30 protein-coding genes are annotated in these 26,154 nt (G+C 47.8%); 27 read left to right on the forward strand and 3 right to left on the reverse strand.

Annotation, left to right across the window (positions count from 1 at the left end; translation table 11 throughout):
- Window positions 1-19 precede the first annotated feature (19 nt).
- The 8 genes from K6T22_RS05335 (at window position 20) to K6T22_RS05370 (ending at window position 6,128) form a co-directional block, all read left to right on the forward strand.
- Window positions 20-1,216, forward strand: a complete 1,197-nt coding sequence (locus tag K6T22_RS05335; RefSeq protein WP_238239282.1) for an ABC transporter substrate-binding protein — start codon at window positions 20-22, stop codon at window positions 1,214-1,216.
- Window positions 1,203-1,961 (forward strand): ABC transporter permease family protein, encoded by a 759-nt coding sequence (locus K6T22_RS05340; RefSeq protein WP_238239283.1) that lies wholly within the window; start codon window positions 1,203-1,205, stop codon window positions 1,959-1,961. The genes K6T22_RS05335 and K6T22_RS05340 overlap by 14 nt, the downstream gene beginning before the upstream one ends.
- The gene (locus tag K6T22_RS05345; RefSeq protein WP_238239284.1) at window positions 1,958-2,704 is read left to right on the forward strand and encodes an ABC transporter permease subunit; all 747 of its coding nucleotides are present in this window, start codon (window positions 1,958-1,960) and stop codon (window positions 2,702-2,704) included. The genes K6T22_RS05340 and K6T22_RS05345 overlap by 4 nt, the downstream gene beginning before the upstream one ends.
- Window positions 2,676-3,563 carry an ABC transporter ATP-binding protein gene (locus K6T22_RS05350; protein WP_238239285.1) on the forward strand — a complete coding sequence of 296 codons (888 nt, stop codon included), beginning with the start codon at window positions 2,676-2,678 and terminating at the stop codon, window positions 3,561-3,563. The genes K6T22_RS05345 and K6T22_RS05350 overlap by 29 nt, the downstream gene beginning before the upstream one ends.
- Before the next feature lies 1 nt (window position 3,564).
- On the forward strand, window positions 3,565-4,146 hold the full coding sequence (locus K6T22_RS05355) for a CDP-alcohol phosphatidyltransferase family protein (RefSeq protein ID WP_238239286.1): 582 nt from the start codon (window positions 3,565-3,567) through the stop codon (window positions 4,144-4,146).
- Window positions 4,143-4,739, forward strand: coding sequence for an NUDIX hydrolase (locus K6T22_RS05360; RefSeq protein WP_238239287.1), 597 nt, complete (start codon window positions 4,143-4,145; stop codon window positions 4,737-4,739). The genes K6T22_RS05355 and K6T22_RS05360 overlap by 4 nt, the downstream gene beginning before the upstream one ends.
- A gap of 149 nt (window positions 4,740-4,888) precedes the next feature.
- Window positions 4,889-5,425, forward strand: coding sequence for a PadR family transcriptional regulator (locus K6T22_RS05365; RefSeq protein ID WP_023467670.1), 537 nt, complete (start codon window positions 4,889-4,891; stop codon window positions 5,423-5,425).
- Between the two features lie 85 nt (window positions 5,426-5,510).
- Window positions 5,511-6,128: a hypothetical protein gene (locus K6T22_RS05370; RefSeq protein WP_238239288.1), complete on the forward strand. Its 618-nt coding sequence runs from the start codon at window positions 5,511-5,513 to the stop codon at window positions 6,126-6,128.
- A gap of 59 nt (window positions 6,129-6,187) precedes the next feature.
- On the opposite strand, the gene K6T22_RS05375 is transcribed toward K6T22_RS05370, so the two are convergent.
- Both K6T22_RS05375 and K6T22_RS05380 read right to left on the reverse strand, forming a co-directional pair.
- Window positions 6,188-6,847: a type 1 glutamine amidotransferase domain-containing protein gene (locus tag K6T22_RS05375; RefSeq protein ID WP_238239290.1), complete on the reverse strand. Its 660-nt coding sequence runs from the start codon at window positions 6,845-6,847 to the stop codon at window positions 6,188-6,190.
- A gap of 67 nt (window positions 6,848-6,914) precedes the next feature.
- Window positions 6,915-7,769: an aldo/keto reductase gene (locus K6T22_RS05380; RefSeq protein WP_238239291.1), complete on the reverse strand. Its 855-nt coding sequence runs from the start codon at window positions 7,767-7,769 to the stop codon at window positions 6,915-6,917.
- A 166-nt stretch (window positions 7,770-7,935) separates the two neighbouring features.
- Here K6T22_RS05380 and K6T22_RS05385 point away from each other — a divergent pair, with 166 nt between their 5' ends.
- The 11 genes from K6T22_RS05385 to K6T22_RS05435 all read left to right on the forward strand — a co-directional run bounded on the left by K6T22_RS05385 (window position 7,936) and on the right by K6T22_RS05435 (window position 17,432).
- On the forward strand, window positions 7,936-8,466 hold the full coding sequence (locus K6T22_RS05385) for an NUDIX domain-containing protein (RefSeq protein WP_238240036.1): 531 nt from the start codon (window positions 7,936-7,938) through the stop codon (window positions 8,464-8,466).
- Window positions 8,467-8,567: 101 nt separating this feature from the next.
- On the forward strand, window positions 8,568-9,050 hold the full coding sequence (locus K6T22_RS05390) for a ferric iron uptake transcriptional regulator (RefSeq protein ID WP_023467675.1): 483 nt from the start codon (window positions 8,568-8,570) through the stop codon (window positions 9,048-9,050).
- A 125-nt stretch (window positions 9,051-9,175) separates the two neighbouring features.
- The gene (gene xerD / locus K6T22_RS05395; RefSeq protein ID WP_238239293.1) at window positions 9,176-10,060 is read left to right on the forward strand and encodes a site-specific tyrosine recombinase XerD; all 885 of its coding nucleotides are present in this window, start codon (window positions 9,176-9,178) and stop codon (window positions 10,058-10,060) included.
- 117 nt (window positions 10,061-10,177) lie between these two features.
- Entirely contained in the window at window positions 10,178-11,350 is a 1,173-nt protein-coding gene (gene deoB, locus K6T22_RS05400; RefSeq protein WP_238239294.1) for a phosphopentomutase, read from the forward strand.
- A gap of 18 nt (window positions 11,351-11,368) precedes the next feature.
- Complete coding sequence (locus K6T22_RS05405; RefSeq protein ID WP_029341181.1) at window positions 11,369-12,181, forward strand: purine-nucleoside phosphorylase; 813 nt, start codon at window positions 11,369-11,371, stop codon at window positions 12,179-12,181.
- Between the two features lie 47 nt (window positions 12,182-12,228).
- Window positions 12,229-13,530 carry a pyrimidine-nucleoside phosphorylase gene (locus tag K6T22_RS05410; protein WP_029341182.1) on the forward strand — a complete coding sequence of 434 codons (1,302 nt, stop codon included), beginning with the start codon at window positions 12,229-12,231 and terminating at the stop codon, window positions 13,528-13,530.
- A gap of 503 nt (window positions 13,531-14,033) precedes the next feature.
- Complete coding sequence (locus K6T22_RS05415) at window positions 14,034-14,678, forward strand: hypothetical protein (RefSeq protein ID WP_238239296.1); 645 nt, start codon at window positions 14,034-14,036, stop codon at window positions 14,676-14,678.
- Window positions 14,679-14,760: 82 nt separating this feature from the next.
- Window positions 14,761-15,765, forward strand: a complete 1,005-nt coding sequence (locus tag K6T22_RS05420) for a S66 family peptidase (RefSeq protein WP_238239298.1) — start codon at window positions 14,761-14,763, stop codon at window positions 15,763-15,765.
- A gap of 103 nt (window positions 15,766-15,868) precedes the next feature.
- Window positions 15,869-16,306, forward strand: coding sequence for a peptidylprolyl isomerase (locus K6T22_RS05425; RefSeq protein ID WP_238239299.1), 438 nt, complete (start codon window positions 15,869-15,871; stop codon window positions 16,304-16,306).
- 97 nt (window positions 16,307-16,403) lie between these two features.
- Window positions 16,404-16,931 carry a type 1 glutamine amidotransferase domain-containing protein gene (locus K6T22_RS05430; RefSeq protein WP_238239301.1) on the forward strand — a complete coding sequence of 176 codons (528 nt, stop codon included), beginning with the start codon at window positions 16,404-16,406 and terminating at the stop codon, window positions 16,929-16,931.
- Window positions 16,932-17,084: 153 nt separating this feature from the next.
- Entirely contained in the window at window positions 17,085-17,432 is a 348-nt protein-coding gene (locus tag K6T22_RS05435) for a GNAT family N-acetyltransferase (protein WP_238239302.1), read from the forward strand.
- A 17-nt stretch (window positions 17,433-17,449) separates the two neighbouring features.
- On the opposite strand, the gene K6T22_RS05440 is transcribed toward K6T22_RS05435, so the two are convergent.
- A complete protein-coding gene (locus tag K6T22_RS05440; RefSeq protein ID WP_133208018.1) occupies window positions 17,450-17,914 on the reverse strand; it encodes a DUF309 domain-containing protein in 465 nt (154 codons plus the stop codon).
- Window positions 17,915-18,006: 92 nt separating this feature from the next.
- Here K6T22_RS05440 and K6T22_RS05445 point away from each other — a divergent pair, with 92 nt between their 5' ends.
- The 8 genes from K6T22_RS05445 to K6T22_RS05480 all read left to right on the forward strand — a co-directional run bounded on the left by K6T22_RS05445 (window position 18,007) and on the right by K6T22_RS05480 (window position 26,153).
- Complete coding sequence (locus tag K6T22_RS05445; protein WP_023467686.1) at window positions 18,007-18,762, forward strand: segregation/condensation protein A; 756 nt, start codon at window positions 18,007-18,009, stop codon at window positions 18,760-18,762.
- Window positions 18,752-19,324: an SMC-Scp complex subunit ScpB gene (scpB, locus tag K6T22_RS05450; protein ID WP_023467687.1), complete on the forward strand. Its 573-nt coding sequence runs from the start codon at window positions 18,752-18,754 to the stop codon at window positions 19,322-19,324. Before K6T22_RS05445 ends, scpB begins: the two co-directional genes overlap by 11 nt.
- Entirely contained in the window at window positions 19,324-20,085 is a 762-nt protein-coding gene (locus K6T22_RS05455; RefSeq protein ID WP_023467688.1) for a pseudouridine synthase, read from the forward strand. Before scpB ends, K6T22_RS05455 begins: the two co-directional genes overlap by 1 nt.
- Window positions 20,086-20,211: 126 nt before the next feature.
- A complete protein-coding gene (gene resA / locus K6T22_RS05460) occupies window positions 20,212-20,802 on the forward strand; it encodes a thiol-disulfide oxidoreductase ResA (protein WP_023467689.1) in 591 nt (196 codons plus the stop codon).
- A gap of 23 nt (window positions 20,803-20,825) precedes the next feature.
- Complete coding sequence (gene resB / locus K6T22_RS05465; protein ID WP_238239305.1) at window positions 20,826-22,373, forward strand: cytochrome c biogenesis protein ResB; 1,548 nt, start codon at window positions 20,826-20,828, stop codon at window positions 22,371-22,373.
- On the forward strand, window positions 22,370-23,536 hold the full coding sequence (gene ccsB / locus K6T22_RS05470; RefSeq protein ID WP_283205702.1) for a c-type cytochrome biogenesis protein CcsB: 1,167 nt from the start codon (window positions 22,370-22,372) through the stop codon (window positions 23,534-23,536). The genes resB and ccsB overlap by 4 nt, the downstream gene beginning before the upstream one ends.
- A 170-nt stretch (window positions 23,537-23,706) precedes the next feature.
- Entirely contained in the window at window positions 23,707-24,423 is a 717-nt protein-coding gene (locus K6T22_RS05475; RefSeq protein WP_023467692.1) for a response regulator transcription factor, read from the forward strand.
- A gap of 2 nt (window positions 24,424-24,425) precedes the next feature.
- Window positions 24,426-26,153 carry an ATP-binding protein gene (locus tag K6T22_RS05480; RefSeq protein ID WP_238239306.1) on the forward strand — a complete coding sequence of 576 codons (1,728 nt, stop codon included), beginning with the start codon at window positions 24,426-24,428 and terminating at the stop codon, window positions 26,151-26,153.
- Window position 26,154 lies beyond the last annotated feature (1 nt).

A 26,154-nucleotide genomic window follows, 5' to 3' on the forward strand; every position in this document is an offset into this window, starting at 1 on the left:
TAACGAAGGGGAATGACAAATGAGAACAAAAGTAATCAGCTTCCTTGCCTTAAGTGCGCTGCTCGCAGGGTGCGGTACGCCAGCTACGACGCCGGAACCGAAAAATGTCTTAGGAACGAGCTATCAATCAATTGAAAAAGAGGCCGAAAAATCAACGGTCCGGATGTATATGTGGGGGGGCGATGACGGAATCAACGCCTACATCGATGAGTACGTGGCACCACGTTTGAAAAAGGAACACAACATTACGCTAGAACGCGTACCGATTGAGACAGCGGATATCATGCAAAAACTACGTGCTGAGAAGCAAGCAGGTAAGGAAAAAGGTGTCATCGATGTCGTTTGGATCAATGGCGATAATTTCCTAAATGCTAAAAAAGATGACTTACTGTATGGAGAGATCACAAAAGTCCTCCCGAACATGAAATATGTCGATGCTGCTGCGCAAAGTTCAGATAGCGGAACAAAAACAGAAGGGCTCGAAGCGGCTTGGGGAAAAGTCCAATACACGTTGCACTATGATGCAGCAGACGTGACGTCGCCACCTAAGGACTTACAAACGTTGAAGTCTTGGGTCAAGGAGAATCCGGGACGCTTCACTTATCCGGAAGTGACGGACTTTACAGGGAATGCCTTCGTCCGCCACGTCATGTATGGGGTCGAATCGAATGAAACGTTAAAAGATCCAAAAGCAGACTTTAAGAAGACGTGGGCTTATTTGAATGAAATCAAACCGTATCTTTGGAAAAAAGGGAAGACATATCCGAAGACACTTGCCCAACTCGATCAGTTGTATGCCAAAGGAGACGTTGATTTCACGATGGGCTTCAATGAACGACGGGCAGAACAAGAAGTGACGTCCGGAACATTTCCAAAACAAACGCGACCGATCGTTCTAAAGGATGGCTCGATCGCGTCGACGCATTTCCTCTCCGTACCATTCAATGCTCCGAATCCGAAAGGTGCACTCGTTGCGATTAACACGTTGTTGTCACCAGAGGCACAACTAAAAAAATATGATGCAACGTACTGGGGAGATGGAACAAGTCTTGATTTATCGACACTGAATACGTCAGAACAAAAGCAGTTCGCTGACGTACCAGCTGCACCATCAACACCGAAGCCAAGCGTCTTTGAAGGGAAGGTCCGGACGGAACTTGATCCATCCATCTTCGAAATGATCCGTAAGGAATGGCCGTCTCGTGTGGCGCGGTAACGCGTATCCAGCTGCGATCTTGATGGCGGGGATGGTCTTATACGGGTTATGGGTGAGTATCTCGATGACGTCACTTGCCGATTACCGCGAGCTACTGACGGATGAGGTCTTTTTAGAAAGTCTCGCCGTCAGTAGTTATGTTGCCATCGTCAGTACGGTACTCGCGCTGATCATTGGTATGGTGCTCGCACGACTCTTGAGTAGAACACGGCTAGCGGCGTTACTTGCAGTTCCTTTATTTATTCCTCATTTAGGAGCGGCATATCTCGCCATCCTCTATTTGAGCGATGTGCCTGTCATTGGACCGCATGAAGGGAATTATTTCAGTGTCATCCTGACGTACCTCTATAAAGAAATTCCGTTCGTCTTTTTTTATCTCTTACCGGTGGTCCGTCGTCTTGACCCACGTTATCAAGAGCTCGGTACGATGCTCGGTTTGTCGCCAGTGCGTCGCTTTTGGCATGCGCGAGGTGTATTTCTACTTGTACCGATGCTTGAAGCAGCCTTCATCTTACTTGCCTTCATCCTGTTCGCCTATGAAATCCCGGCGTTACTTGGTGTGACTTATCCGAAGTTACTCGGAGTCTATGCGTTTGATTTGTATACGCAAGGCGATTTATCGGAGCAACCACTCGCTTTTGCAATGAGTGTCGTCTTGACGGGAGGACTTTTTGTCCTGTTATTGCTCATGACTGGTTTGACACGCCCACTTGCAGCGAAAATCAGTAGGGGGCGAAGTGAATGAAAAAAATTAGTGTGATCGTATTCGTTGTCCTTGTCTTCATCATTCCCTTGATCGGATTGATTCCGGGAGAATGGAGTTGGAATCCGCGTCTTGAAGCGACGCTTGGCACGACCGTCGCAATGATCTGTGCCGTCGTGTTGTTGAATCATCTCTTCGGGTACATGGCAGGAAAAGCGATCGCCTTTCAAACGGGGAAACGTGTACGTGTAGCGGAGTTCTTGATTAGTTTACCGTTGTTCGTTCCTGTCTTGTTGCTGTCCTTCGGCCTTTATTTGACATGGATTCGTCTTGGTCTAGCAGACCGATTTTTCGGTGTCCTCCTCGTGTTGCTTCTGCCGACCTTGCCGTATACGGTTCGCTTGTACACGAACGGGTTTCAGGCGCTCGGAGAACGAATGCTCGAACAGATGGTCTTGATCGAAGGAAATCGTTTCAAACGTTGGTTCTATTTGACGGGTCCGATGCTTCGATCGACGCTACAATCGGTAACGTTGCTCGTCACGGTGATTACGATCAGTCAGTATGCACTAGTGGCGTTGATCGGTGGCGGAATCGTCCGCATGATTGCACTGGAAGTGTTTCCGGCGTATTCCGGTAATTCTCAGGGAGCGGCGCGTTTAGCAACACTTTGGTTGATTGGTTTGCCCGTTCTCTTTTATGCTCTACAAGCCGTTATTTTTTCTAGTTGGATACGAATCGTACGGAGGCGTTTAAATGGAAGTCACGATACAACAAGTCAATAAACGATTTGGAACGAAGCGTGTATTATCTGATATCGATTTACAGATCGCGTCTGGACAATGTGTAGCTTTAGTTGGACCAAGCGGTAGTGGGAAAACGACATTACTCCGCCTGATTGCGGGTCTTGAACGTGTGACAAGTGGAACGATTCAGTTCGGTGACCGAGATGTCACCGTCCTTTCACCGAATCAGCGCGGGGTGACAATGATGTTTCAACGGTCGTTATTGTTTCCGCATTTAAACGTCGAACAAAACATCCGTCTCGGCGCGAAACAATTAACACCGATTGAGCTCGAGTCCTGGTTACATCGCGTTGGACTTGAGGGGAGAGGTAAAAGTGCTATTGATGAACTCTCGGGTGGCGAACAACAGCGGGCGAGTCTAGCTCGTGCGCTGGCAAGTCAACCGGACTTCTTGTTGCTCGATGAACCGTTCTCAAGTCTAGATGTACCGAGACGACGGGAACTTCGGACATTGATCCGAAAGTTGACCGAGGAACAAGGTGTCACGACGCTCCTTGTCACGCATGACCGGGAAGAGGCAATGGCGATGGCGGATATCGTATATGTCTTAGAACAGGGGCGAATCGTCGATCATGGTACACCGATCACGCTTAGCCAGACAAGTCCGTTTTTTGGCGAAGGGATTCAGATTGAAGAAACATGGTATCCGTTGACGGCAGTCAACTTGGTCTCAAGACCGACGAAGGAAACGGATGAACGTGTTACGATTACGAAAGAACTCATTCAATACGGCGTTCGCTTCTACGAAGTAGAACGGACGTCCGGAGAACGGCTCGTGCTCTCTTCAGACGAGACGATGCATGAGAAAGAAGGCTATATCGTTAGAAAGGAGGGGTGACATGTTAGATACGCGTGCGCGTAAAATCGTTCAACCCCTATTTGACCAAGGGGCGACCTTATTTAAGAAAATTGGATTATCGGCAACTCAGGTGACGATCATTTCCGGTATCATCGGTGGTGCGACTGGATTTTTCGTTTATAACGATATGATGGGAACGGCGATCGTTTTGTTATGGATCTCGGGCATGCTCGATGTCATTGACGGAACGATGGCACGAAAAGAGAAGACGACGCCGATCGGCACGATTCTTGACCTTGTACTCGACCGAATCGTCGAGCTGTCGGTGTTGATTGGTCTTGCACTTCGGTTCCCGGAAACGCAGGTCGTCATTCTATTACTTGTTGCGTCATTCGTCATTGGGATGACGATGTTTCTTGCGATTGGAGCCGTCAGTGAGAACTACGGCTACAAGTCGTTTCAATATCAACCTGGACTCGTCGAACGGACTGAAGGCTTCTTATTCCTGACAGCGATGATCCTATTCCCGAGCGCAATCATCTGGATTGCGAGCGTCTTCTTGATCGCTGAACTCTATACCGTCGGAGAACGATTCCATCAAGCGTCGAAGGTGTTACGATGAGCGAACAAGAAATGATCATGACAATGGATCGAGCAGGCAATCTGCTCGGTCCGCGTCCACGGTCAGAAGTCCACACGCACGGTTTGTGGCATGAAACATTCCATTGTTTCGTCTATGATCGGAAGCGGGACGTCGTGTTACTTCAGCAACGATCCGAGCAGAAGAAGGACTTTCCGGGAATGCTCGATATCACGGCAGCCGGTCATTTGCTTGCAGATGAGTCGGTCGAAGATGGTCTTCGGGAACTTGAGGAAGAGATTGGTCTAACGTGTACATTTGATCAATTGATACCGCTTGGAATTCAGGAGGAAGAATTCCGGAATGCGACGCTCTGGGACTGTGAACGATGCCATGTCTTTCTCGTACAGAGCGATCAAGCGATCGAGTCATACGTACTGCAAAAAACAGAAGTCAAACGATTGATCGCTTTTTCGATCGAGCAGTTTGAGCGAATTGCTGACGAGTCCATTGAGCGCATTCAGGACACGGCAGGAGAATGGTTCAATCGTCGACAATTCGCCCCACATCTTCCTTCTTACTGGAGACATGTACGACAAGGCATCGAACGGTTACGTGAACAGAGACCACAGTGAGGATATAACACAAAGACCTGCGATCGAACATGATGTCGATTGCAGGTCTTTTTTCAATTCGTACATTCGTTCGACGCGAGAGTAGCGAAATTGAGGTATATTTGAGATAATTAAGTATATATACAAAAGAAGGAAAGAAGGTGCAGCCAGTGGCATTACGATTTGCACTACTCGGGCTGCTGACCCAAGGGGAAGCGACCGGTTATGATTTAAGCGCGACTTTTAAAAAACAGATGATCCACTTCTGGACCGCACATCATACACAAATATACCGAGAGTTGTTAAAAATGGAAGAAGCAGAACTCGTAACAAGTGTTCATATCGTTCAAGAAGACCTTCCAGATAAAAAAGTCTATTCAATCACGGATAAAGGACGGACAGAACTTGTTGAGTGGTTACGGACGCCGAACGAGTTCAAACCAAAGATGAAGGATGAGAACTTGATGCGAGTTTCGCTCCTCCATCTACTGCCTCCAGAGGAAGCCGTTGCTTATCTAGAAGAGTCAAAGCGGCATCATCAATTTGCTGTTGAGATGATGCATAGTTGGCGTCACGACCATCTCGAGAACGGAGCGACACTCGGCGAAACATTGACGAGTGAGTACGGCTTGCGTATGATGTTGAATTACTTGGATTGGTGTGACTGGGCCATTGCAGAAATCAAAAAGAACGAAGCAAACGTCTAACGAAACGTAACTGGCTTGACCGTCATGTAAGAGGCGGATTTGAGCCAGTTTTGTTTTGTAATGAGACGGAGTAAGGAGTGAACTAATGTACTTTAATGATTATGAAGACTGGATCGAAGAAGAGGCGGAAGCATTATTTTGCTTACATGAGGAATCGCTGATACGAGAAGCGACATCATATTCGCAGTTTACGGCGTACGTAGAGGAGGCACTCCTTGAACCATTGTTACTCAAACTACGCTGGCTCGGAGAAACGGAAGAAGAAGAGATTCTAGAACACGCAGATGCTATCGTTTGGGAGAATGCGACGGGCAATTCGGAAGCATCACTTCGCCGAGACGTGTTACGGCGGGTCGTCCGAAGAGATTTTACTGCGCATATCCTTGAGCACCTCGCACCGATGCTTGAAGCAAAACAAACGGCTTATGAGGTTGAGTTAGAAAAGCTACAATTAGCACATGCCGAGCAAATGGAAGAAGTTCAACAACATGAGCAACAGATTGAACTTGGACCTCCACCTGAGAAAATCAAAAAATGGTGGTATCTCAAAGAAAAGGAAGTCTCACGTTCCTTTACGGAAGAAGAACGAATGGCATTACAAACGCAACAGCAACAACTTGAAGAAGAGTTGAAGCGACTCGAACAACAACAACGCGAGGCAGAAGCTAATCTCGAACGATTGGATTCACTTCACCATCTGTAAGTCACGACAAAAAAATGGAGCATACGACATAACGTCGCGTGCTCCATTTTTATATAAAGTTAAGCTTGTGTAGCGAGTTTCGCAAGGACAAGTTTTGCGACTGCTTCACTTGAAGCAGGGTTTTGACCAGTAACAACATTTCCATCGATGACGGCGAACTCTTTACCGGCATCTGATGTGAGGAAAGTAGCGCCTTCACCACGAAGCGTCGTCTCGAGCAGGAATGGTACTTTATCTTCGAGACCTGTCGATTTTTCTTCTTCATCCGTAAAGCCGTTGATTTGACGACCTGATACGAATGGTTTGCCATCGATCATGACATGCGCGAAGGCAGCAGGACCGTGACAGACTGATGCGACGATGCCATCTTTTTTAATGACGGCTTCAATGGCACCTGCAACTTGTGGGTTGTTCGGGAAGTCGACGACTGCACCGTGACCGCCTGGGAAGTAAACTGCATCAAATGATGCTGGATCCACTTCAGAGAGTGATTTCGTGTCGTGCAATGCACGGCGAGCATCTTGGAATTTTGGCAAGATTTCTTTGACGATCGACGCTTTATCGATTGGGACGTCGCCACCTTTGATCGATGTAACCGTCACGTCATGCCCTGCATCCTTGAACAGGTTGTAAGGTGCTGCGAACTCTTCGAACCATAACCCTGTTTTGTGACCATTCATGTCATCTGCGCTTGTTGATACGATTAAAATACGTGCCATAATAAAACTCCTCCTCTGTATGAACGTTACAAAGAAGGAGTTTCCCGGGGAAGTGAAGAGTTAAACCTCACCGGTGTTCTGTATAGTGATGAACCGGCAATGAAGCGAGCGCTTGGTCAACCTGAGCTTGCGAGATTGGCTCCTTCATCGCTTGGACGTTTGCTTGAAGTTGTGACACGCTCGAAGCACCAGGAAGAACGATAGCGACCTGTTGATCGATTGCTTGCAAGGCAAGCGCCGGAAGCGGGAAGTCTTGAAGTTTTTGTAGACTCGCTTCAAGCGTTTCCTTATCGAATTGTTCGAAACGGTCAACCGACTGCAGGCGTGAAGGACTCTCGTGTGTTAGCAGTCCTTTCGCAAGTGGACCGCGGGCGACGACTTGAATGTTCTTTTCTTTTAATCGTGGCAATAACTCTTCAATTCGACGGTCAAGTAATGAATAGGGCGTCATCAAGTAAGAGAAATTACTATGCTCGAGCCAGTATTCGATGACGTTCGGACGCAGTGACGAGAGACCATATTGTTTAATCTTACCGTCTGCCTTTAAGTCTTCCATCGCACGGATGGACGCATCGATATCATCATCGATCGTACCACCGTGAACGTAATACAAATCGAGGTAAGGTGTTTCAAGGCGGTTCAAACTTTCGAGACAAGCTTGTTTCAGATAATCATAGCTCGGATCCCATGTCCAACCGGTTCCGGTCGCATTCATCCGGTTACCACCTTTTGAGGCAAGAAACAATCGACTGCGATCCTCTTGTGCGAAGGTTTGACCGATGATTGATTCGACCGCTCCGTTCGCATAGACGTCTGCTGTATCGAAGTGTGTGATTCCAGCATCAAGTGCTGTCCGTAAGATTGCAGTTGCTTCTTCTTGTCCGCGTTTTAAGATCGTCATCGTACCTAATCCTAATGACATGTTCAATTCCCTCTTTTCTTAGATGAACTGTAAGTTTGGAACTTCTGCATTCTAGTGTATCATATCTGATGAAAAAGACGATTTCGAAGTCTTGCGGCAATACGCCGGAAACGGCATACTATTCATGACAGAGAACGTAAACTAGGATAGAAATGGGGCATACATGATGGAAGAAAAAACGATTGAACGTGAAGTGATCTATGAAGGAAAAGTCTTTGATGTCGAGAAACATGTCGTCACGTTACCGAATGGCAATACGTCTGTTCGTGAACTGGTCTATCATAATGGTGCCGTCGCGATCATTGCTTTTGATGAACAAGGTGACCTGATCGTCGTCGAACAGTACCGAAAAGCATTCGAAAGTCTATCGATCGAGATACCAGCAGGCAAACTGGAGAAAGGTGAAGATCCACTCGATTGTGCCGGACGGGAATTAAAGGAAGAAACAGGATACGTCGCGAAAGAGTTACAGCATGTCTTTGATTTTTACGGGGCGCCCGGTTTTTGCAGTGAACGTGTACATATCTATGAAGCGATTGGTCTCACTGCCGGCGATCGTCAACTCGATGAGGATGAGTTCCTTGAGAATAAGACATTAAAGCTCGAAGAGGCACTCGAACTTGTTGCTAACGGAACGATTGTTGACGCGAAGACGATCATGGCGATTCAACATTGGCAAATCCGTACTTTAAAATGATTCTCATTTAAATGATTTTCAGTTGATAATCATTTTAATTTGAAAAACGACTGATTATCAGCTATGATAATAGCATCAGTTCGAACAAAGGGGGCGTTATGATGGAAAGTCGTGTAGAACGCATCAAAAAACAGCTAAGCGGTAAAGGATATAAGCTGACTCCCCAACGTGAAGCGACTGTGCGTGTCCTGCTCGAACACGAGTCGGATCACCTCAGTGCCGAAAATGTCTTTCTCCTTGTAAAAGAAAAGAACTCCGACATCGGACTTGCGACGGTTTACCGGACGCTCGAATTATTGACGGAGCTCGAAGTCGTCGATAAGGTCAACTTCGGAGATGGCGTATCCCGGTTTGATTTACGACAAGAAGGTGCGAGTCATTCGCATCACCATCTCGTCTGTATCGAATGCGGATCCGTCGAAGAGATTTTAGACGATATGCTCGAAGAAGTAGAGAAAGAAATCGTGTCCCGATTCCACTTTAAAATCAAGGATCATCGCTTGACATTCCACGGCGTCTGCCGTGTCTGCCAAGAGCGTCACGCTCGGGAAGCGTTGGAACAATCGCAAACACAAACAGTCTGACCGTCCGACGTAATTTCGGATGGTTTTTCTTTTTCGATTTTTATAGGTCAGACCTCTTCACAACGGTTTACACCTTTGATATGATGGGAAAGTAAGCGATTTCGTAAACGAAGAGGATGAGTTCAGTGCGTGAACAACTGGAAGCATTTATCAACTATTTAGTGATTGAACGGCAAATGTCCGCGAATACGGCAGCTGCGTATCGAAATGATTTAAATCAATACTTACAGACGCTTGAAACAGCGGAGGTTTCCTCGTTCGAACAGGTTCACCGCCATCATATCGTCGACCATATTGAACGGTTGCTTGAAGCACGGAAATCACGATCGACGGTTCGCCGGGCGACGAGTTCGATTCGTTCGTTCCATCAGTATTTGGTCGAAGAGAGACTCGCGACGCATGATCCGTCTCGTCATCTTGATTTACCGAAACCGGAGAAAAAATTGCCCGTCGTCTGGAGTCAAACGGACGTCGAACGTTTGCTTGATTCGGTCGTCGGTGTCGATCCGCTTACGCGACGAGATGCAGCAATGCTTGAGCTTCTTTATGGAACAGGGATGCGCGTCAGCGAACTCCTCCAACTGAAGTTAAACGATTTGCAACTCGAACTGGGGTATCTGTCGTGTCTTGGGAAAGGGAATAAATCCCGGATCATTCCAATGAGTACGACATCGATTGAAAGCGTCAGGACGTATCTCGACCTCGCGCGCAATAGTCTCGGTGGTCAACAGACCGACGACGTCTTCTTGAACAGTCGCGGTGATCGTTTGTCACGACAAGGTTTTTGGAAGATGATTAAACGACGAGCAAAGGATGCAGGTATCGAAAAAGATATCACGCCGCACGTCCTGCGTCATTCGTTCGCGACACATCTGCTTGAGAACGGTGCCGATTTACGCGTCGTACAAGAGATGCTGGGGCATGCCGATTTGTCAACGACACAAATGTATACACACGTCAATAAAGCACGACTCCATGACGTGTATAAGAAACATCATCCACGGGCATGATGGTTCTATCTTTTAAAGGTCTGACTTCAGACAAATGATGCGTTTTGTCTAGTCCCTTTCCGGGAAAAATCGTAACGGGAATCGCATAACTACAGCTCGCAATAGGAGGAACAGCAAATGGCTCAATCATTTAAACGTGTATTTTTAGTCGTCATGGACTCCGTAGGAATCGGAGAAGCACCAGACGCTGAACAATTTGGAGATCTCGGTTCGCATACGCTCGGTCACATCGCGCGTGAACGGAACGGACTAAACATGCCGAACATGGCGAAACTTGGTCTCTCACATATCGAACCGATCGAAGGCGTTTCGGCTGAAGAAGCACCACTTGCGGCATACGGAAAAATGCAGGAAGTATCTGCAGGGAAAGATACGATGACAGGACATTGGGAAATCATGGGACTGCGAATTGATACACCATTCCGTGTCTTCGAAAAATTCCCGGATGACTTGATTCATCGCTTAGAAGAGTTCTCAGGACGGAAGATCATCGGAAACAAACCAGCTTCTGGTACGGAAATCTTAGACGAACTCGGACAAGAACATGTCGAGACAGGCGCCTTGATCGTCTATACGTCGGCAGACTCTGTTCTTCAGATTGCAGCACATGAAGAGGTCGTTCCACTAGAGGAACTGTACCGGATTTGTGAATATGCACGTGACATCACGCGGGATGACCCGTACATGCTTGGTCGCATCATCGCACGTCCATTCCTAGGCGAGGCAGGGGCATGGGTCCGGACTGCGAACCGTCACGACTATGCACTCAAACCATTCGACCGGACGGTCATGAATGAACTCGAGACAGCAGGACTTGATGTCATCTCGCTCGGTAAGATTGCTGATATCTATGACGGCGAAGGCGTCACAGATGCGATCCGTACGAAATCGAACATGGATGGCATGGATCAACTCGTAACGCAACTCGATCGTGACTTCAACGGACTCTGCTTCTTGAACCTCGTCGATTTCGATGCGTTGTTCGGACACCGTCGTGATCCACAAGGGTACGGACAAGCACTTGAAGAGTTCGATGCACGTCTTCCGGAAGTATTCGATCGCTTGAAAGAAGACGATCTCTTGATCATCACGGCTGACCACGGAAACGATCCGGTTCACGCTGGAACGGACCACACGCGGGAATACGTACCGTTGCTTGCTTATCACAAGAACGGCGTCGCAAAATCGCTCGGTATCCGCGAGACGTTCGCTGATCTTGGAGCGACGGTTGCAGAAAACTTCGGCGTCAAAATGCCGGCACATGGAACAAGCTTTTTAACAGAACTATAATTCGAGGGAGCGATTCAGATGACAGTCAACTGGAATGAAACACGTTCGTTTTTAGAAAGCAAGATGCAGGCAAAACCGGAGATCGGATTGATTCTCGGTTCAGGACTGGGTGTCCTCGCGGATGAGATCGAAAACCCGATCGCGATTCCATATCATGAAATCCCGAACTTCCCAGTATCAACGGTCGAAGGACACGCGGGACAACTCGTCTTCGGTACTCTTGAAGGGAAACAAGTCGTTGCGATGCAAGGGCGATTCCACTTCTACGAAGGATATTCGATGGACATGGTCACGTTCCCAGTCCGTGTCATGAAAGCGATCGGTGTCGAGACATTGATCGTCACGAACGCAGCGGGTGCGTGTAACGAAGCGTTCGAACCAGGTGATTTGATGTTGATCACGGATCACATCAACTTCTTCGGTACGAACCCATTGATCGGGAAGAACGTCGATGAGATGGGACCACGTTTCCCGGATATGTCGAAGCCGTATGATGCGGAATTACTTCGTCTTGCACAGGAAACAGCAGATGAGCTCGGAATTCGTGTCCGTCAAGGTGTCTACTTCGGAAACACTGGTCCAACGTATGAGACACCAGCAGAAGTCAAGATGGCACGGATGCTCGGTGGCGACGTTGTCGGTATGTCGACGGTCCCAGAAGTCATCGTTGCCCGTCATTCCGATATGCGAGTCCTTGGTATCTCATGTGTCTCGAACATGGCAGCAGGCATTCTCGACCAACCGTTACACCATGATGAAGTCATCGAAACGACAGAACGTGTCCGGGCACACTTCCTATCACTCGTTCGCGGTTCGATCAAAAAAATGTAACGACTGTTTATAAAACTCACAAAACACTCCTGAGGAGGAACTAGATTATGCGTATGGTAGATTTGATTGCAACAAAACGAGACGGTGGCGAACTCGCAACAGCTGATATTCAAGCAATGGTAGAAGGATTCACGAATGGTGAGATTCCAGATTATCAAATGTCAGCAATGTCGATGGCGATTTTCTATCAAGGAATGTCAGATCGTGAAATTGCTGATTTAACGATGGCAATGGTCAACTCGGGTGACGTGATCGACCTTTCACGCATCCACGGGAAAAAAGTTGATAAACACTCAACAGGCGGCGTCGGTGACAAAATCAGTCTGATCGTCGCACCACTCGTTGCGTCAATCGGTATTCCGGTTGCGAAGATGAGCGGTCGTGGACTCGGTCACACTGGTGGAACAATCGACAAACTCGAAGCGTTCCCTGGTTTTGACGTTGAACTTTCAGAAGAAGCATTCGTCTCACAAGTCAACGACATCAAGATGGCGATCATCGGTCAAACAGGTAACTTGACGCCTGCAGACAAAAAACTCTACGCACTTCGTGATGTTACAGCAACGGTTAACTCGATCCCATTGATCGCAAGTTCAATCATGTCGAAAAAGATCGCAGCGGGAGCAGACAGTATCGTACTTGACGTCAAGACGGGTTCTGGTGCTTTCATGAAATCGTTTGAAGATGCAAAAGCACTCGCGACAGAGATGGTCTCAATCGGTAAGAGTGTCAATCGTAAGACAGTTGCTGTCATTACGGACATGGATCAGCCGCTCGGCTTTGAAATCGGAAACGCAAATGAAGTCAAGGAAGCGATTGAAGTCCTTCAAGGGAAAGATGTCCGTGACTTGAAAGTCATCGCCTTGACGATTGCTTCACACATGGCAGTCCTCGGTGAGTTCTACCCGACGTTCGACGAAGCATACGCTGATCTCGAAACACGTCTCGGTAACGGCGCAGCACTTGACGTTTTCAAGAAGTTCATCGCAGCTCAAGGTGGCGACGCTTCACTCGTTGACGACATGACAAAAGCACTTGAAACAAAATACGAAAAAACATTCGTCGCTTCAAAAGCGGGTTACGTCTCTGAAATCATCGCTGACGAAGTCGGTGTTGCAGCAATGATCCTCGGTGCTGGACGCGCGACGAAAGCTGATGAGATCGATCACGCAGCAAGCGTCACGTTGCACAAAAAAGTTGGCGACCGCGTCGAAGTCGGCGATGTCATCGCAACACTTCGTTCAAACAAAGAAACACTCGATCAGGCGATCGAAAAAATGGATCACGCGTACCACATCAGCGAAACGAAACCGGAAGCACGTCCGCTCGTTCACGCTGTCATCCAGTAATCGATCCGATAAGCAATACCTGAGTAGTGGACCTCGTCCGCTACTCTTGAGACTGAAGACAAAGTGCAATTTTTCTCTAACGAGAAGGATTGCGCTTTTTTGTTTGTTTCGAATCGTTTTCCTGGGACAAGCATCGCGCCGCTTCGCTTCGCTGCAGGGTCGCTCTTGCTTGTTTTTCCCTAGGAAGCGATGTCGAGTGAACAAAACGCTTCTCTTGATCCTTCTTCCGTGTATAAAAAGAATGACGCGTTACACGCAACTCCTACAGGAAAAAGCGCAATTTTGCGCTGTCAGAGACAAACAAGACCCGTTTTCCTGCTCGAATGGAGCGGGAAAACTGGCTTGTGTCTCGCCTGAGGAAAGGGCGTGAAAAGACAAGTCATTCTTTTTTTTGAGTCAGCCCATTTGTCTACAATCTGTGAGTAGTGGATTTCGTCCGCTACTCTTTTTTTATGATAAAATCGAAAGTGTAAAAATATGGATACATCCAAAGGAGCGATCGTATGAAACGTTGGTTCATAGTAATTGCCAGTTTAGTTGGAGTTATCGGAGGCGGCGCATTGATGATAACGTACGCTTTTACACAGGACATGGAGTCAGATGGAACGAAAGAGGCTGAAGTACAACAAAAAGCAAAGACATACTTAGAGAAGCACCTTCCGGAAGCAAAGGTGACCGGCAGTATTTACGACAATATGGGAAATTTTTCGTTTGAGTATGCAGCGCGAGCAGTCGATGAAAAAACGAATACGGAGTTTTTCGTCTATCAACAGGAGGAGTCAGGGATGTTCGTCGATACGTACCATGCGGCACTTTGGGAAGACCAGTTAGAAAGACGCATCATGCCTCCTGCGCTTGAAGACGTTGATGAGAAATTAGACGTACACGTTTTATATGATAACGAAGAGATCCAACAACTGGGTGATGCACGTTTTGATTCAAACGCCTATTTACGTGAAGAAGTGGCACCGACAATCTTAATGGATGTCCATCGCAAACGACACGAGCAGGACAAAACACGAATCGAAGAGTGGGCAAATTCTTTACGCGAACAAGGAATTCTTCGACACATGACGGTTAAAGTCGACTATGTCTCGGAAAAGGGTGAGTTACTAGAGGACGGAAATTCATTATTCGTGACGTTATAAAGTGTACTAAAAAAGGAGAGTGTGCGGTTCTCATCTGATTTGTTATACTGGAAATACTTGTAATGAAAAAGGGGGAGCTTTCATGAAACCACCACGCTTGAAAAAAGGGGATAAGATTGCGATCGTCTCACCCGCGTCTGCAGTTGCGGCATACGTGCCGCGTCGTCTCGCCCGCGGGATCGCGACACTTGAAAAAATGGGCTTTGAGGTCGTCTTGATGCCGAATGCGACAGCTGTTCATAGTCATACGGCAGGAACGATCGGGGAACGGCTACAAGATTTACATATGGCGTTTGCTGACCCAACAATCAAGGCGATCATCTCGACGATCGGTGGGTTTAACTCGCATCAGTTGCTCGACGAACTCGATTATGAGTTGATTCGGAATAATCCGAAGATTTTCGTAGGATACAGTGACATCACGGCGCTGTTTGCTGGCATCTATCAGAAGACTGGATTGACGACGTTCGTCGGACCCGCGCTACTAACACAGTTCGGTCAATTCGATGGTCTTGATCCGTATACAGAAGAATCGTTTAATCGTACGTTCATGCAGACGGAACCAATTGGTCGAATCGAAGCGTCTGAAGAGTGGACGGATGAGGTTTTACGCTGGGATGTCGCGGACGACCGAAGACGAGAACATCAAGTGAACGCAGGATATACGATCGTTAAGACCGGCGTCGCAGAAGGTCCGATTCTGACGGGGAACACGGGCACACTGTTACTACTTGCCGGAACGCCTTACTTGCCATCGTTTGACGGTGTTGTCTTGATGCTTGAGGATGACGAAAGTGAGACACCGGAAACGATCGACCGGTATTTCACGCAATTGCGACACATGGGTGCGTATGACAAGATTGCGGCATTCGTCGTCGGACGATTCCCGCGCAAAGTCGATTTTGATCCCGATTTTCCGCTTAAAGATATCATTCTGCGCGCGACGCGGGGCTATGATTTCCCAATCATTCTCGATGCGGACTTCGGGCATACGGATCCTGTTGCGACACTCGCGAATGGAGTACGGATTCATGTCGAAGCAACGGATTCAGTGACACTCGATGTGTTAGAAGCGGCCGTCGAGTAAAAAGGTCTGCACGACGTCCTGAAATTTGGTACACTGTACCATGGAATCACGATCTTGAATCGTGACGAATCTCTTGCTGAAAAGCACGAAAGGTTGGTCAAACATGCAAAAAACTGGTCATATCTTATTAGAAGATGGAAATAAAATCGAATTTGAATTGTTCAACAATGAAGCACCGATCACGACTGAAAACTTCGAAAGTCTTGCAAACTCGAACTTCTACGATGGATTGAACTTCCACCGTGTCATCCCAGGCTTCGTCTCACAAGGCGGATGCCCGATCGGAAACGGTACAGGCGGTTCAGGAAAAACGATTCCTTGCGAAACGTCAACATCGTACCCACACAAACACAAAGCGGGTTCACTCTCGATGGCACACGCTGGTCGTAACACAGGATCAAGCCAGTTCTTCATCGTACATGAGCCACAACCGCATCTCGATGGCGTACACACGGTCTTCGGACAAGTGACTTCAGGTCTCGAACATGCACAAAAAATGAAGCAAGGCGCTGGCATCAAAGAAATCCGCGTCGAAGCGTAAGTTCTTGCTCCTCTTCGAACGTTCGAAGAGGAGTTTTTCTTTTTTTAGATCCGGGTACAATCAGTAAGGGAAGTTAACTCGAAAAGGAGTGTTTGTCATGCGTTTAGAAGGAAAACGAATCATCCAAGTCGTCAGCAATGACTTCGAGGATTTAGAATTATGGTATCCTGTCCATCGCTTGCGTGAAGAAGGGGCAATCGTCGACATCGTCGGTGAGAAGGCGGATGAGACATATATTGGGAAGTACGGTGTCCCGATCAAATCGAATAAGACGTTCGACGAGATCAATCCAGCCGAATACGATGCAATTCTTGTTCCGGGTGGTTGGTCGCCCGATCTATTACGTCGCTTTGACTCTGTCCTGAATATGGTCCGGCATTTTGATCAAAACAAACAACCGATTGGTCAAATTTGCCACGCTGGTTGGGTACTGATCTCTGCAGGCATCTTACAAGGTGTCAACGTCACGAGTACACCAGGGATCAAGGATGATATGACGAATGCAGGTGCAATCTGGCATGACGAAGCAGTCGTCGTCGACGGACATATCGTCTCAAGTCGTCGTCCGCCTGATTTACCGGATTACATGCGTGCCTTCATCCAAGTGATGGAAGAACAAGCATGATTCAGATGCAGGGGGACGTCGCGTGACGGACTCCTGCATTTTTAGTGGATTATGAAAAAAATGCAGTAATTCTGTGTGAGAAGGTGTAGAATGAATGAGTCTCAGTCGTTCATGCTCCTGAGAGTTGTTGAAATTAGGAAGGTGTAGAATCACATGCTAGTAAAATATAAGAAGTTGAATGAACGGACCGCGATGGGGCTGATCGCCTTTTCGTGCGAAGTGAAGGATCCGAAGTATTTGCTTGAAACGGTTCAAGCCTATGAACAGGAAGAAGACCAACGCTTGTATTTGTACAAACAAGATGAGGATTTCGTCGGTGTCATCGGGTTTCAATTAATGGATGGCCATGCTGAATTGAAACATATCGCGTTATCGCCGTCTTTCCGGGGAGAACGTATGTCGTATCTCCTACTCGATGAAGCAGCCAAATTGCTTCGAACGGATATTACGGGTGCGACCGAAGAGACGCAACGCCTCGTCGACAAATGGAAAACTCAATAAAAAGACCGGTCCATGGCTTAGATGGACCGGTCTCTTCGGTTTTGTAGCGCTTCTTGTCGTGCCGTGACGACATCCGTACGATCGCGTAAACGGTGTTTATGCGTCACATAGTCGAGATCAGGCGCTGTCGCTTCAAGTGCGACGGTTCGGATGACGTCCGGGAAGACAGGTAACGGGATGTGCCGATAGACTTTATCCGTAAAATGGTCGCGATGATCGAGCAAATATGAGACGTCGATCCCGGACGCAATCAGTGTTGCCCGGTGGCGTTCGATTTTATCAAATGCTTTCGCATATGTCCGCTGTGCCCCAGTCGTATTTCCGCGGCGGTGATGATAGCGGGCGACGGCCAGTTGGATCAGACCGACAAGCGCCTCGTCCTGGCGTTGTCCTTCTTGCCAGACTTCCTCTAAGATTTCATGGCACTCGAAGTAATCGTGCCGAATGTTGAATTCAAATACGAATCGCTCGATTGGATTCATGGAATCACCTCTTCCTTTGAATATAACATAGTCGAACCCATCCGTTGTATGGTATACTAAGGCGCAAAAAACGTTGATGGGCAGGGAGAATCATGGAATCATACAGTGTAAAGATGGATGCGTTTGAAGGCCCGCTGGACTTGCTGTTACACTTGGTTGGTAAATTAGAAATCGATATTTATGATATATCCGTTTCCATGGTGACGGATCAATATGTGTCCTATATCCGTGCGATGCAGCATCTTGAACTAGATGTTGCTAGTGAATATCTTGTCATGGCAGCGACGCTGTTGCAACTGAAAAGCAAACAACTCTTGCCGATCGAACAGACGGAATACGATGAGATTCCCGATTTCGAGGAAGAACCGACGCGAGAAGGTCTGATTCAACAGTTGATCGAGTATAAAGCATACAAGGAAGCAGCACTCGTCCTGAAAGAAAAGGAAGAGGCACGCCTTGAGCTGTTCTCGAAACAACCAGAGGATTTGATGCGTTATCTCGACACGGATGCACAAGAGTATAACGGTACGTTATCACTGAGTGATTTATTACGTGCTTACGAAAAAATGCGCCAACGGGAAGCCTGGAAGGTACGCCGTTCGAAGACGGTCAAACGGGAAGAACGTTCACTCGAGCAACAGATGGAGTCCGTTGCCCGGTACGTCGCGACCCGTGAGCGGACGACATTCTTCGGTTTTTTTGCGGAGCAACCGACGGTCGAAGAACTAGTCGTCAGCTTCCTCGCTGTTCTTGAGCTCGTGAAGCAACGGGTCATTGATTGTGAACAGATGACCGATGATATCCTATTGCGGAGCATGGTGAAGGAGGAGAGTCAGATTGGCGTATGAACAAATCATTGAGAGCCTGTTATTCGTCGTCGGAGACGATGGAATCGATCCGCGAGGTCTCAGTCAAGCGCTAGAGATCAGTGAAGCGGCAGCACGCGAACAGTTGCTGGCTCTTCAAACGACATTCGAAGCAGAGCAGCGTGTGTTGCAAATCGTGGAGTCGGGTGGTGTCTTTAAGATGGTGACACGAAAAGAGATGTCGCCATATATTCAGGCATATGCTGGTTCGCTTGCAGAAGATTCCTTGTCTCGAGCAGCGATGGAGACACTCGTCATCATCGCATACAAGCAACCCGTCACACGTGCTGACATCGAAGTCGTTCGTGGTGTGAAGACGGAGCGTGTCATCCATACGTTAAGTGCAAAAGGTTTGATTGAAGAGGCGGGACGCGCCAAAGGCGTCGGTCGCGCAAAATTGTATAAAACGACGGATCATTTCCTGGACCATTTTGGTCTGAACAGTATTGAAGAGTTGCCGCCACTCGAGTTCGAAGAAACGTTCGAATCGGATGGAGATCTCTTCTTCCGGAATGATCCTTCATTAGAGGAGAGAGTGAATTAATGGAACGGTTACAAAAAATCATCGCACAAGCAGGTGTCGCTTCGCGGCGTAAAGCAGAGGAATTGATCACAGCAGGTCGCGTCAAGGTCAATGGAAAAGTCATCACGGAGCTTGGAACGAAAGTCGGAGCACGTGCCGAAGTCGAAGTAGACGGTGTGAAGCTCGAACGTGAAGAACACGTCTACTACATGCTCTATAAACCAACAGGTGTCGTTTCGACGGTTGAAGACGACAAAGGACGTAAGACGGTCGTCGATCTCGTACCACCCGGACACCGTGTCTTCCCAGTCGGTCGACTCGACTACAATACGAGCGGTCTTCTTTTAATGACGAATGACGGTGAATTCTCGAACCTCTTGCTTCACCCGAAGTATAAGGTACCGAAGCGTTACATCGTCAAAATCAAAGGTGTACCAGAATACTTCCACGTCAAAGGTCTTGAAAAAGGCGTCGTCTTACCGGATGGTTTCAAGACAGGTAAAGCACGTGTCGAGATGCGCGATATCGATAAGAAGAAAAATACAGCGATTCTTGAAATGGTCATCTACGAGGGACATAACCGCCAAGTTCGTCAAATGGTCGAGACACTCGGTTCGGAAGTCTTGAAGTTGAAACGTGAACAGTTCGGTTTCTTGACACTGGCAGGTCTTACTTCTGGCGAGTGGCGTGAACTTTCAAAAAAAGAAGTCAATCAATTGCGTGAGCTAGCGGATCCAGCCGCTCCACCTACGAAAAGACGTAAGAACACAAAAAAACGTTAATTTGTAAAGCGAGAAGCTCATCCTCCGGGTTGAGTTTTCTTTTTTTGTGACAAAACGATTAACGAATTTCACATTTTGTCAACGTTAAAGCGATTTCAAGTACAATATGGGTGGAGGCGGTAAAATATGAAAAAAACGAAACAAAATCCGGAAGAACGCTTAGCAGCGGCCCAGCAAAAAAAGAAGAAACGCTCCTTCTGGCGTCTAATGATCATGACGATCGTCTTGTTCGCTGGAGCAGTCGTCATCATGCAATTCGTCGATCAAGCGACACGTGATAAAAACGGTCGTGTCATGGCAGGCGATGATGCCCCTGGTTTCGCACTCGTCGATCTATATGGTGAGAAACAGCACTCGATGGACGAGTACAAAGGAAAAGGACTTTTACTCAATTTCTGGGGAACATTCTGTGAACCATGTAAGAAAGAGATGCCATTGATCAATGACAACTATCAGATGATGCAAGACCAAGGCGTCAATTTCGTAGCGGTCAATGTCGGTGAAACACCAGTTCGTGTCTCAAGCTTCATCAAGGATATTGGCGGAACGGACTATCCGATTCTCATGGATACGAACAGTTCGGTCGAGAAGGCTTACGGGATCTATAACTTACCTGTGACGTTCATCATCAATAAAAAAGGTGAAGTCGTCGAGAAGTATGAAGGTGAGATTGATCAAGCGAAGCTCGAAGAGATGGTGAAGAAGGCGAACGAGTAACGCATCGAAGGGGGATTTAAGGGATGCAGGAGCAAGAAGATTTCAAACAACTGGACATGCGTTACGAGGAAGCGGAGCTTCGATCGAAACGTAAAAATCCATCTTGGATCGACCGGGCATGGACGTTCTTCTCGTCTGTCAAAGTCGGGTTGTGGTTGATTGCCTTGATCATCATCGCAAGTGGAGTCGGGACGATTTTCCCACAAGAGATGTATATTCCACAGGCAACACCACCGGAAGAGTTTTATCAAAAAGAATACGGTACAGCTGGTGATATCTATTATACGTTAGGATTCCATAATCTTTTTGAATCGTGGTGGTATATTGGGTTAATCACGCTTTTACTACTATCGATCATCATTGTGTCAATTGACCGATTCTTCCCGCTCTACCGAGCATTGAAGAAACAACCGGTCATCCAGTCGGACCGTTTCATGAACGGTCAGCGATTTGGCGCGGAAGCGACTGGAGATGTCAAAACAATCGATGCGATCGCACCGTTGCTAGAGAAAAAAGGATATAAAGTCCGTCGACAAGACGGAGCACTCTTGGCTGAAAAGCAACGTTTCGGGCGTTGGGGTCCATATATCAATCACATCGGACTCGTCTTATTCTTCGGTGGTGCAATGCTTCGGGTCGTACCGGGCATGCACGAAGATGAATTGCTCTGGTTACGCGAAGGGGAGACGTTGCCCATCGAGGCGACGGACAATCAGTACTACCTAAAGAACGAAGCGTTCAACATCGAGTTCTATGATCCTGAGAAGGTCGATGAGAAGTTCAAGAAGTCACTTGAAGCAGCAGGCGGAAACGTACCGAAGAACTATGATACGAAGATGACGCTGTATAAGAAAGTCGGCGAAACATCCGATTTCAAACCGGAGCTTGAAGAAATCAAGTCAGGTGAGACGGCAGTCAACCGCCCATTCGAATTCGATGATTATCAAGTCTTCCAAGAACAGTATGCGGCAGATCCGGAATTCAAGACGATGTCGTTTAATATCGTCAACCAGAAGACGGACAAAGTCGTCGATACAATCAAAGTCGACTTGCGTGAACCGAAAGAAACTTATGCTTTAAAAGATGGATATGAAGTCGAACTGAAGGACTTCCTTCCGGACTTCGTCGTCAAAGATGGTCAGCCAACGACGAACTCGGGACGTCCAGTCAATCCAGCCTTCGTCTTCAGTATCAAGTCACCGGAACACCCGAAAGGTGAGCGGAGTTTGATTGGTATCAAGCTCAACGTCGGTGGAGATGAGAACCAGTACAAGATGGCATTCGCCGGTACGGAACTCTCGAACATCTCGGGTGTCCGGATTAAAAAAGATTTGACGCTACCGTTCCTGTTTGCAGGTGGTATCATCTTCATGGCAGGCCTATTGATCGGAATGTACTGGCCGCACCGTCGTCTCTGGTTACGTGAGAAGAACGGTCGCATCCAGATTGCTGGATTTACGAACAAAAATGCATTGGGGCTTCAAAAAGAAGCTAATCTCGCGTTGACGGAAGTCGGTCTACCAGAACTTGAGGATCGACAAAAGTTGCGGGAAGAGGGGGAAGCTAAATGAATTTGCTTCAGTTGAGCAGTAACCTGCTCCTTACATCATTCATCGTCTACCTCGTCAGTACAGGATTCTTCGCTGTAGCGACGAGTGGTAAAAAAGGACCGACGCGTTCTGGTAAAATCGCCTTTACGCTCGCCATCATCGGTTTCCTCGCTCAGCTCGGGTATTTCTTTACCCGCTGGGCAGGAGCTGGGCACGTTCCGGTCTCGAACTTATATGAATACACGACATTCTTCGGCATGATGATGGTACTCGGATTCTTGATCGTCTATGCGATCTACAAAAACAATGTCCTCGGTTTAGTTGCGATGCCAGTTGCGTTGCTCGTCATCGCTTATGCGTCGATGTTCCCGGATGAAGTCCAACCATTGATTCCAGCACTTCAAAGCGTCTGGCTTAAAATCCACGTCACGACAGCTGCACTCGGCGAAGGAATCCTTGCCGTCAGTTTCGCGACAGGATTGTTGTACTTGATTCACGCAACGGATTTCAGCAAGGAATCGAAAACACGTACATGGCTTGAAGTCGTCATGTTCTCACTCGCTTGTGTCGTCGGTTACATCTTAGTCGGTCTATTGTTCAAAGCGACGGGATCGGCTTCGACGATTGAATACGTAGCGAAGAACGGTGCGACAATGACGCACGACTATGCGATGCCTGTCTTGACAGGTCCTGAAGGCGGAAAAGTATTATCGGGTTCAGGTGCTGTCATCGAATTACCAAACTTCTTGAACGCGAACAAAGTCAATACGGTCCTTTGGTCAGTCATTGGTGGCGTCGTTTTATACGTCTTGCTTCGTTTCGTCATCTTACGGAAGCGTCTTGCTGAAAGCTTAAAGCCGATTGCGCGTAAAATTGATCTTGAAACAGCGGATGAAATCAGCTACCGCTCTGTTGCGATTGGTCTTCCGATCTTCATTCTTGGCGGTCTGATCTTCGCAATGATTTGGGCGCAAATGGCATGGAGCCGTTATTGGGGCTGGGACCCGAAAGAGGTTTGGGCACTGATCACGATGCTCTTCTATGTGTTCTATCTCCACATGCGCATCCAGCGTGGTTGGATCGGTAAAAAATCAGCGTGGTTATGTGTCGGTGGATTTGCCGTCATCATGTTCAACCTCGTCTTCGTTAACCTTGTCGTAGCAGGATTACACTCTTACGCATAAGGAAAGGAAAGCAGCGGATCCGGAAACGGTCCGCTGCTTTTTCATATTTGTCTCATCAATGTGCCTCTTTTCGGAGAAGTCAGCCAGAGCAAGCCATTCTTTTCGTTTCATAGTATACTAAAAGAGTAGTAGGATAGAGGAGTAGAGTTTAGTTCATAGGAGGAGACAGCATGTCAGAAGAAGCACGTATTTTAGTCGTCGACGATGAAGAACGGATTCGTCGCCTGTTGAAGATGTATCTGGAGCGGGAAAATTTCACGATCGAGGAAGCAGACAATGGAGAGACGGCGCTTGAAATGGCGCTTGAGACAGAATACGATGTCATTCTCCTCGACTTAATGATGCCGAAGATGGACGGGATGCAAGTCTGTGAAGAACTGCGGAAAACAAAAGCGACGCCTATCGTCATGTTGACGGCAAAAGGCGAAGAGACAAACCGTGTTCATGGGTTTGAGATGGGGGCGGATGATTATATCGTTAAACCATTCAGTCCACGTGAAGTCGTCTTGCGCGTCAAAGCAATCCTTCGTCGAGCAAGCGCGACGAAATTCCTCCATACGGATGCGAAGACGAAAGATGTCATCGTCTTCCCACATTTGACGATCGACAATGACGCACATCGCGTGACGGTCGAGTCGCAAGAAGTTAACTTAACACCAAAGGAATACGAACTGCTGTATTTCTTGGCCAAACAAACGGACAAGGTATTCTCGCGCGAACAACTACTCAAGGAAGTCTGGAACTATGAATTTTTCGGAGATCTTCGGACGGTCGATACGCACGTCAAACGTCTGCGTGAAAAATTGAATCGTTTGTCGCCGAACGCCGCTCAAATGATCACGACGGTCTGGGGTGTCGGATACAAGTTCGAGAATAGTCCAACCTGACGATGAAATGGTTGCAAAGCGTTGTCATTAAACTATGGGGTACGATTTTGTTACTCGTTTCAGTCGTCTTGATTGCCTTGACGATCTTGTTACTTGAATTTTTCAACTCGTTTCATATCGAACAGGAGCGGGGGCACCTTGCAAAGCTTGGTCAACAAGTCGAGACCGTCTTTCAGGCGCACTCCGGCATCGAGGAAGGATCGAGTACCGCTGTTGAAATCACCGATATTTATGGCGCGACACTGATCGCGAAGACCCAGGACGATTCTGTCGAAGCAAACATCTCACAAGCGAAAGCGAACCGGATCATCAAGGAACTTGAACGCCAGAACTGGAAAGCAATCGATGGTGAAGAGGGAGAGACGGCAATCGGGAACTATGAGACGTTTGATGGAAAGGCGGCACTTGCGTACCGAGCACCGCTCATTACGGATAGCGGCAATGGCACGATCTACCTGATCGAACAATTGACGAATATCGAGCAAGCGAATGAGGGTGCACGCCAAATCATTCAACTCTGTGTCTTGTTAGCGATCATCGGGACGACAGTCTTTGCTTTCTTCCTCTCAACGCGGATTACGGCACCACTGCGGACGATTCGCCAAGCCGTCGTTGAGGCGGGTGAGGGGAAATTCGATCAAAGTTTGACGCAACGGTCGCGCGATGAGATTGGTGACTTGGCGCTTGCTTTTAACGAGATGAGTAGCCAACTCAATCAATACGTCACGGATCTCGATAAGGAACGGCATCTACTCTCCTCGATTCTGCGCTGTATGGCAGACGGGGTGTTGACGTTTTCGAAATCAGGTGAGCTACTCGCGACGAATCCACCGGCAGAGGCATTCCTTGCAGGTTCTCCGGTTCCGGACGAACTGATCGAGCTGTTCCAGACGGTCATGCAAGAAGAGACGGAGATGACCGTGTCCTTCGAGCGAGAGGGACGCTTCTACATCATCATCGTCAGTCCGTTGCTTGAACAAGAAGAACAGATTGGAGCAGTCGCAGTCTTACGTGACATGACGGAAGCACAACAACTTGAAAAGATGCGCGCTGATTTTGTTGCGAATGTCAGTCATGAACTTCGGACACCACTCGTCATGTTGCAAGGGTATTCGGAAGCGATCGTCGACGGGATGACCGAAAGTGATGAGGCGACAAAGGAATTCGCTTCGATCATTTACGATGAATCACAACGGCTGTCACGTCTCGTCAATGATTTACTCGATCTTGCGCGGATGGAAGCGGGATATCAGGAGTTGCGAATCGAATCAGTCGAAGCCGTACCTTTCGCAGAGCGGGTCATCAAGAAGTTCAAACAAATGGGACGCGATAAGCAGGTCACGTTCTCTGTTGCTGGTCCGAACGTTGAGTTTGACGCTGATCCGGATCAGATGGAGCAAGTGTTGACGAATCTTCTCGGCAACGCGCTTCGTTATACGGAGAACGGTGAAATCAAGATTAAGATTGACGAAGATAGGGAAAACATGACATTATCCGTCATTGATTCAGGTGACGGGATTCCGGAAGAAGACTTACCATTTGTCTTTGATCGTTTCTATAAGGCAGATAAGGCGCGGACGCGCGGAAAGACCGGTACAGGAATCGGTCTAGCGATCGTCGCGAACGTCGTCCGTGCTCACGGTGGAGACGTCGAAGTCGACAGCCGCCTAGGAGAAGGAGCGACTTTCCGAATTCGATTACCAAAAAAACAAAGGAAGCGAACATTATGAG

Origin of the sequence: Exiguobacterium acetylicum (assembly GCF_022170825.1) — a bacterium.
GTDB classification, from domain to species: Bacteria; Bacillota; Bacilli; order Exiguobacteriales; family Exiguobacteriaceae; genus Exiguobacterium_A; species Exiguobacterium_A acetylicum_B.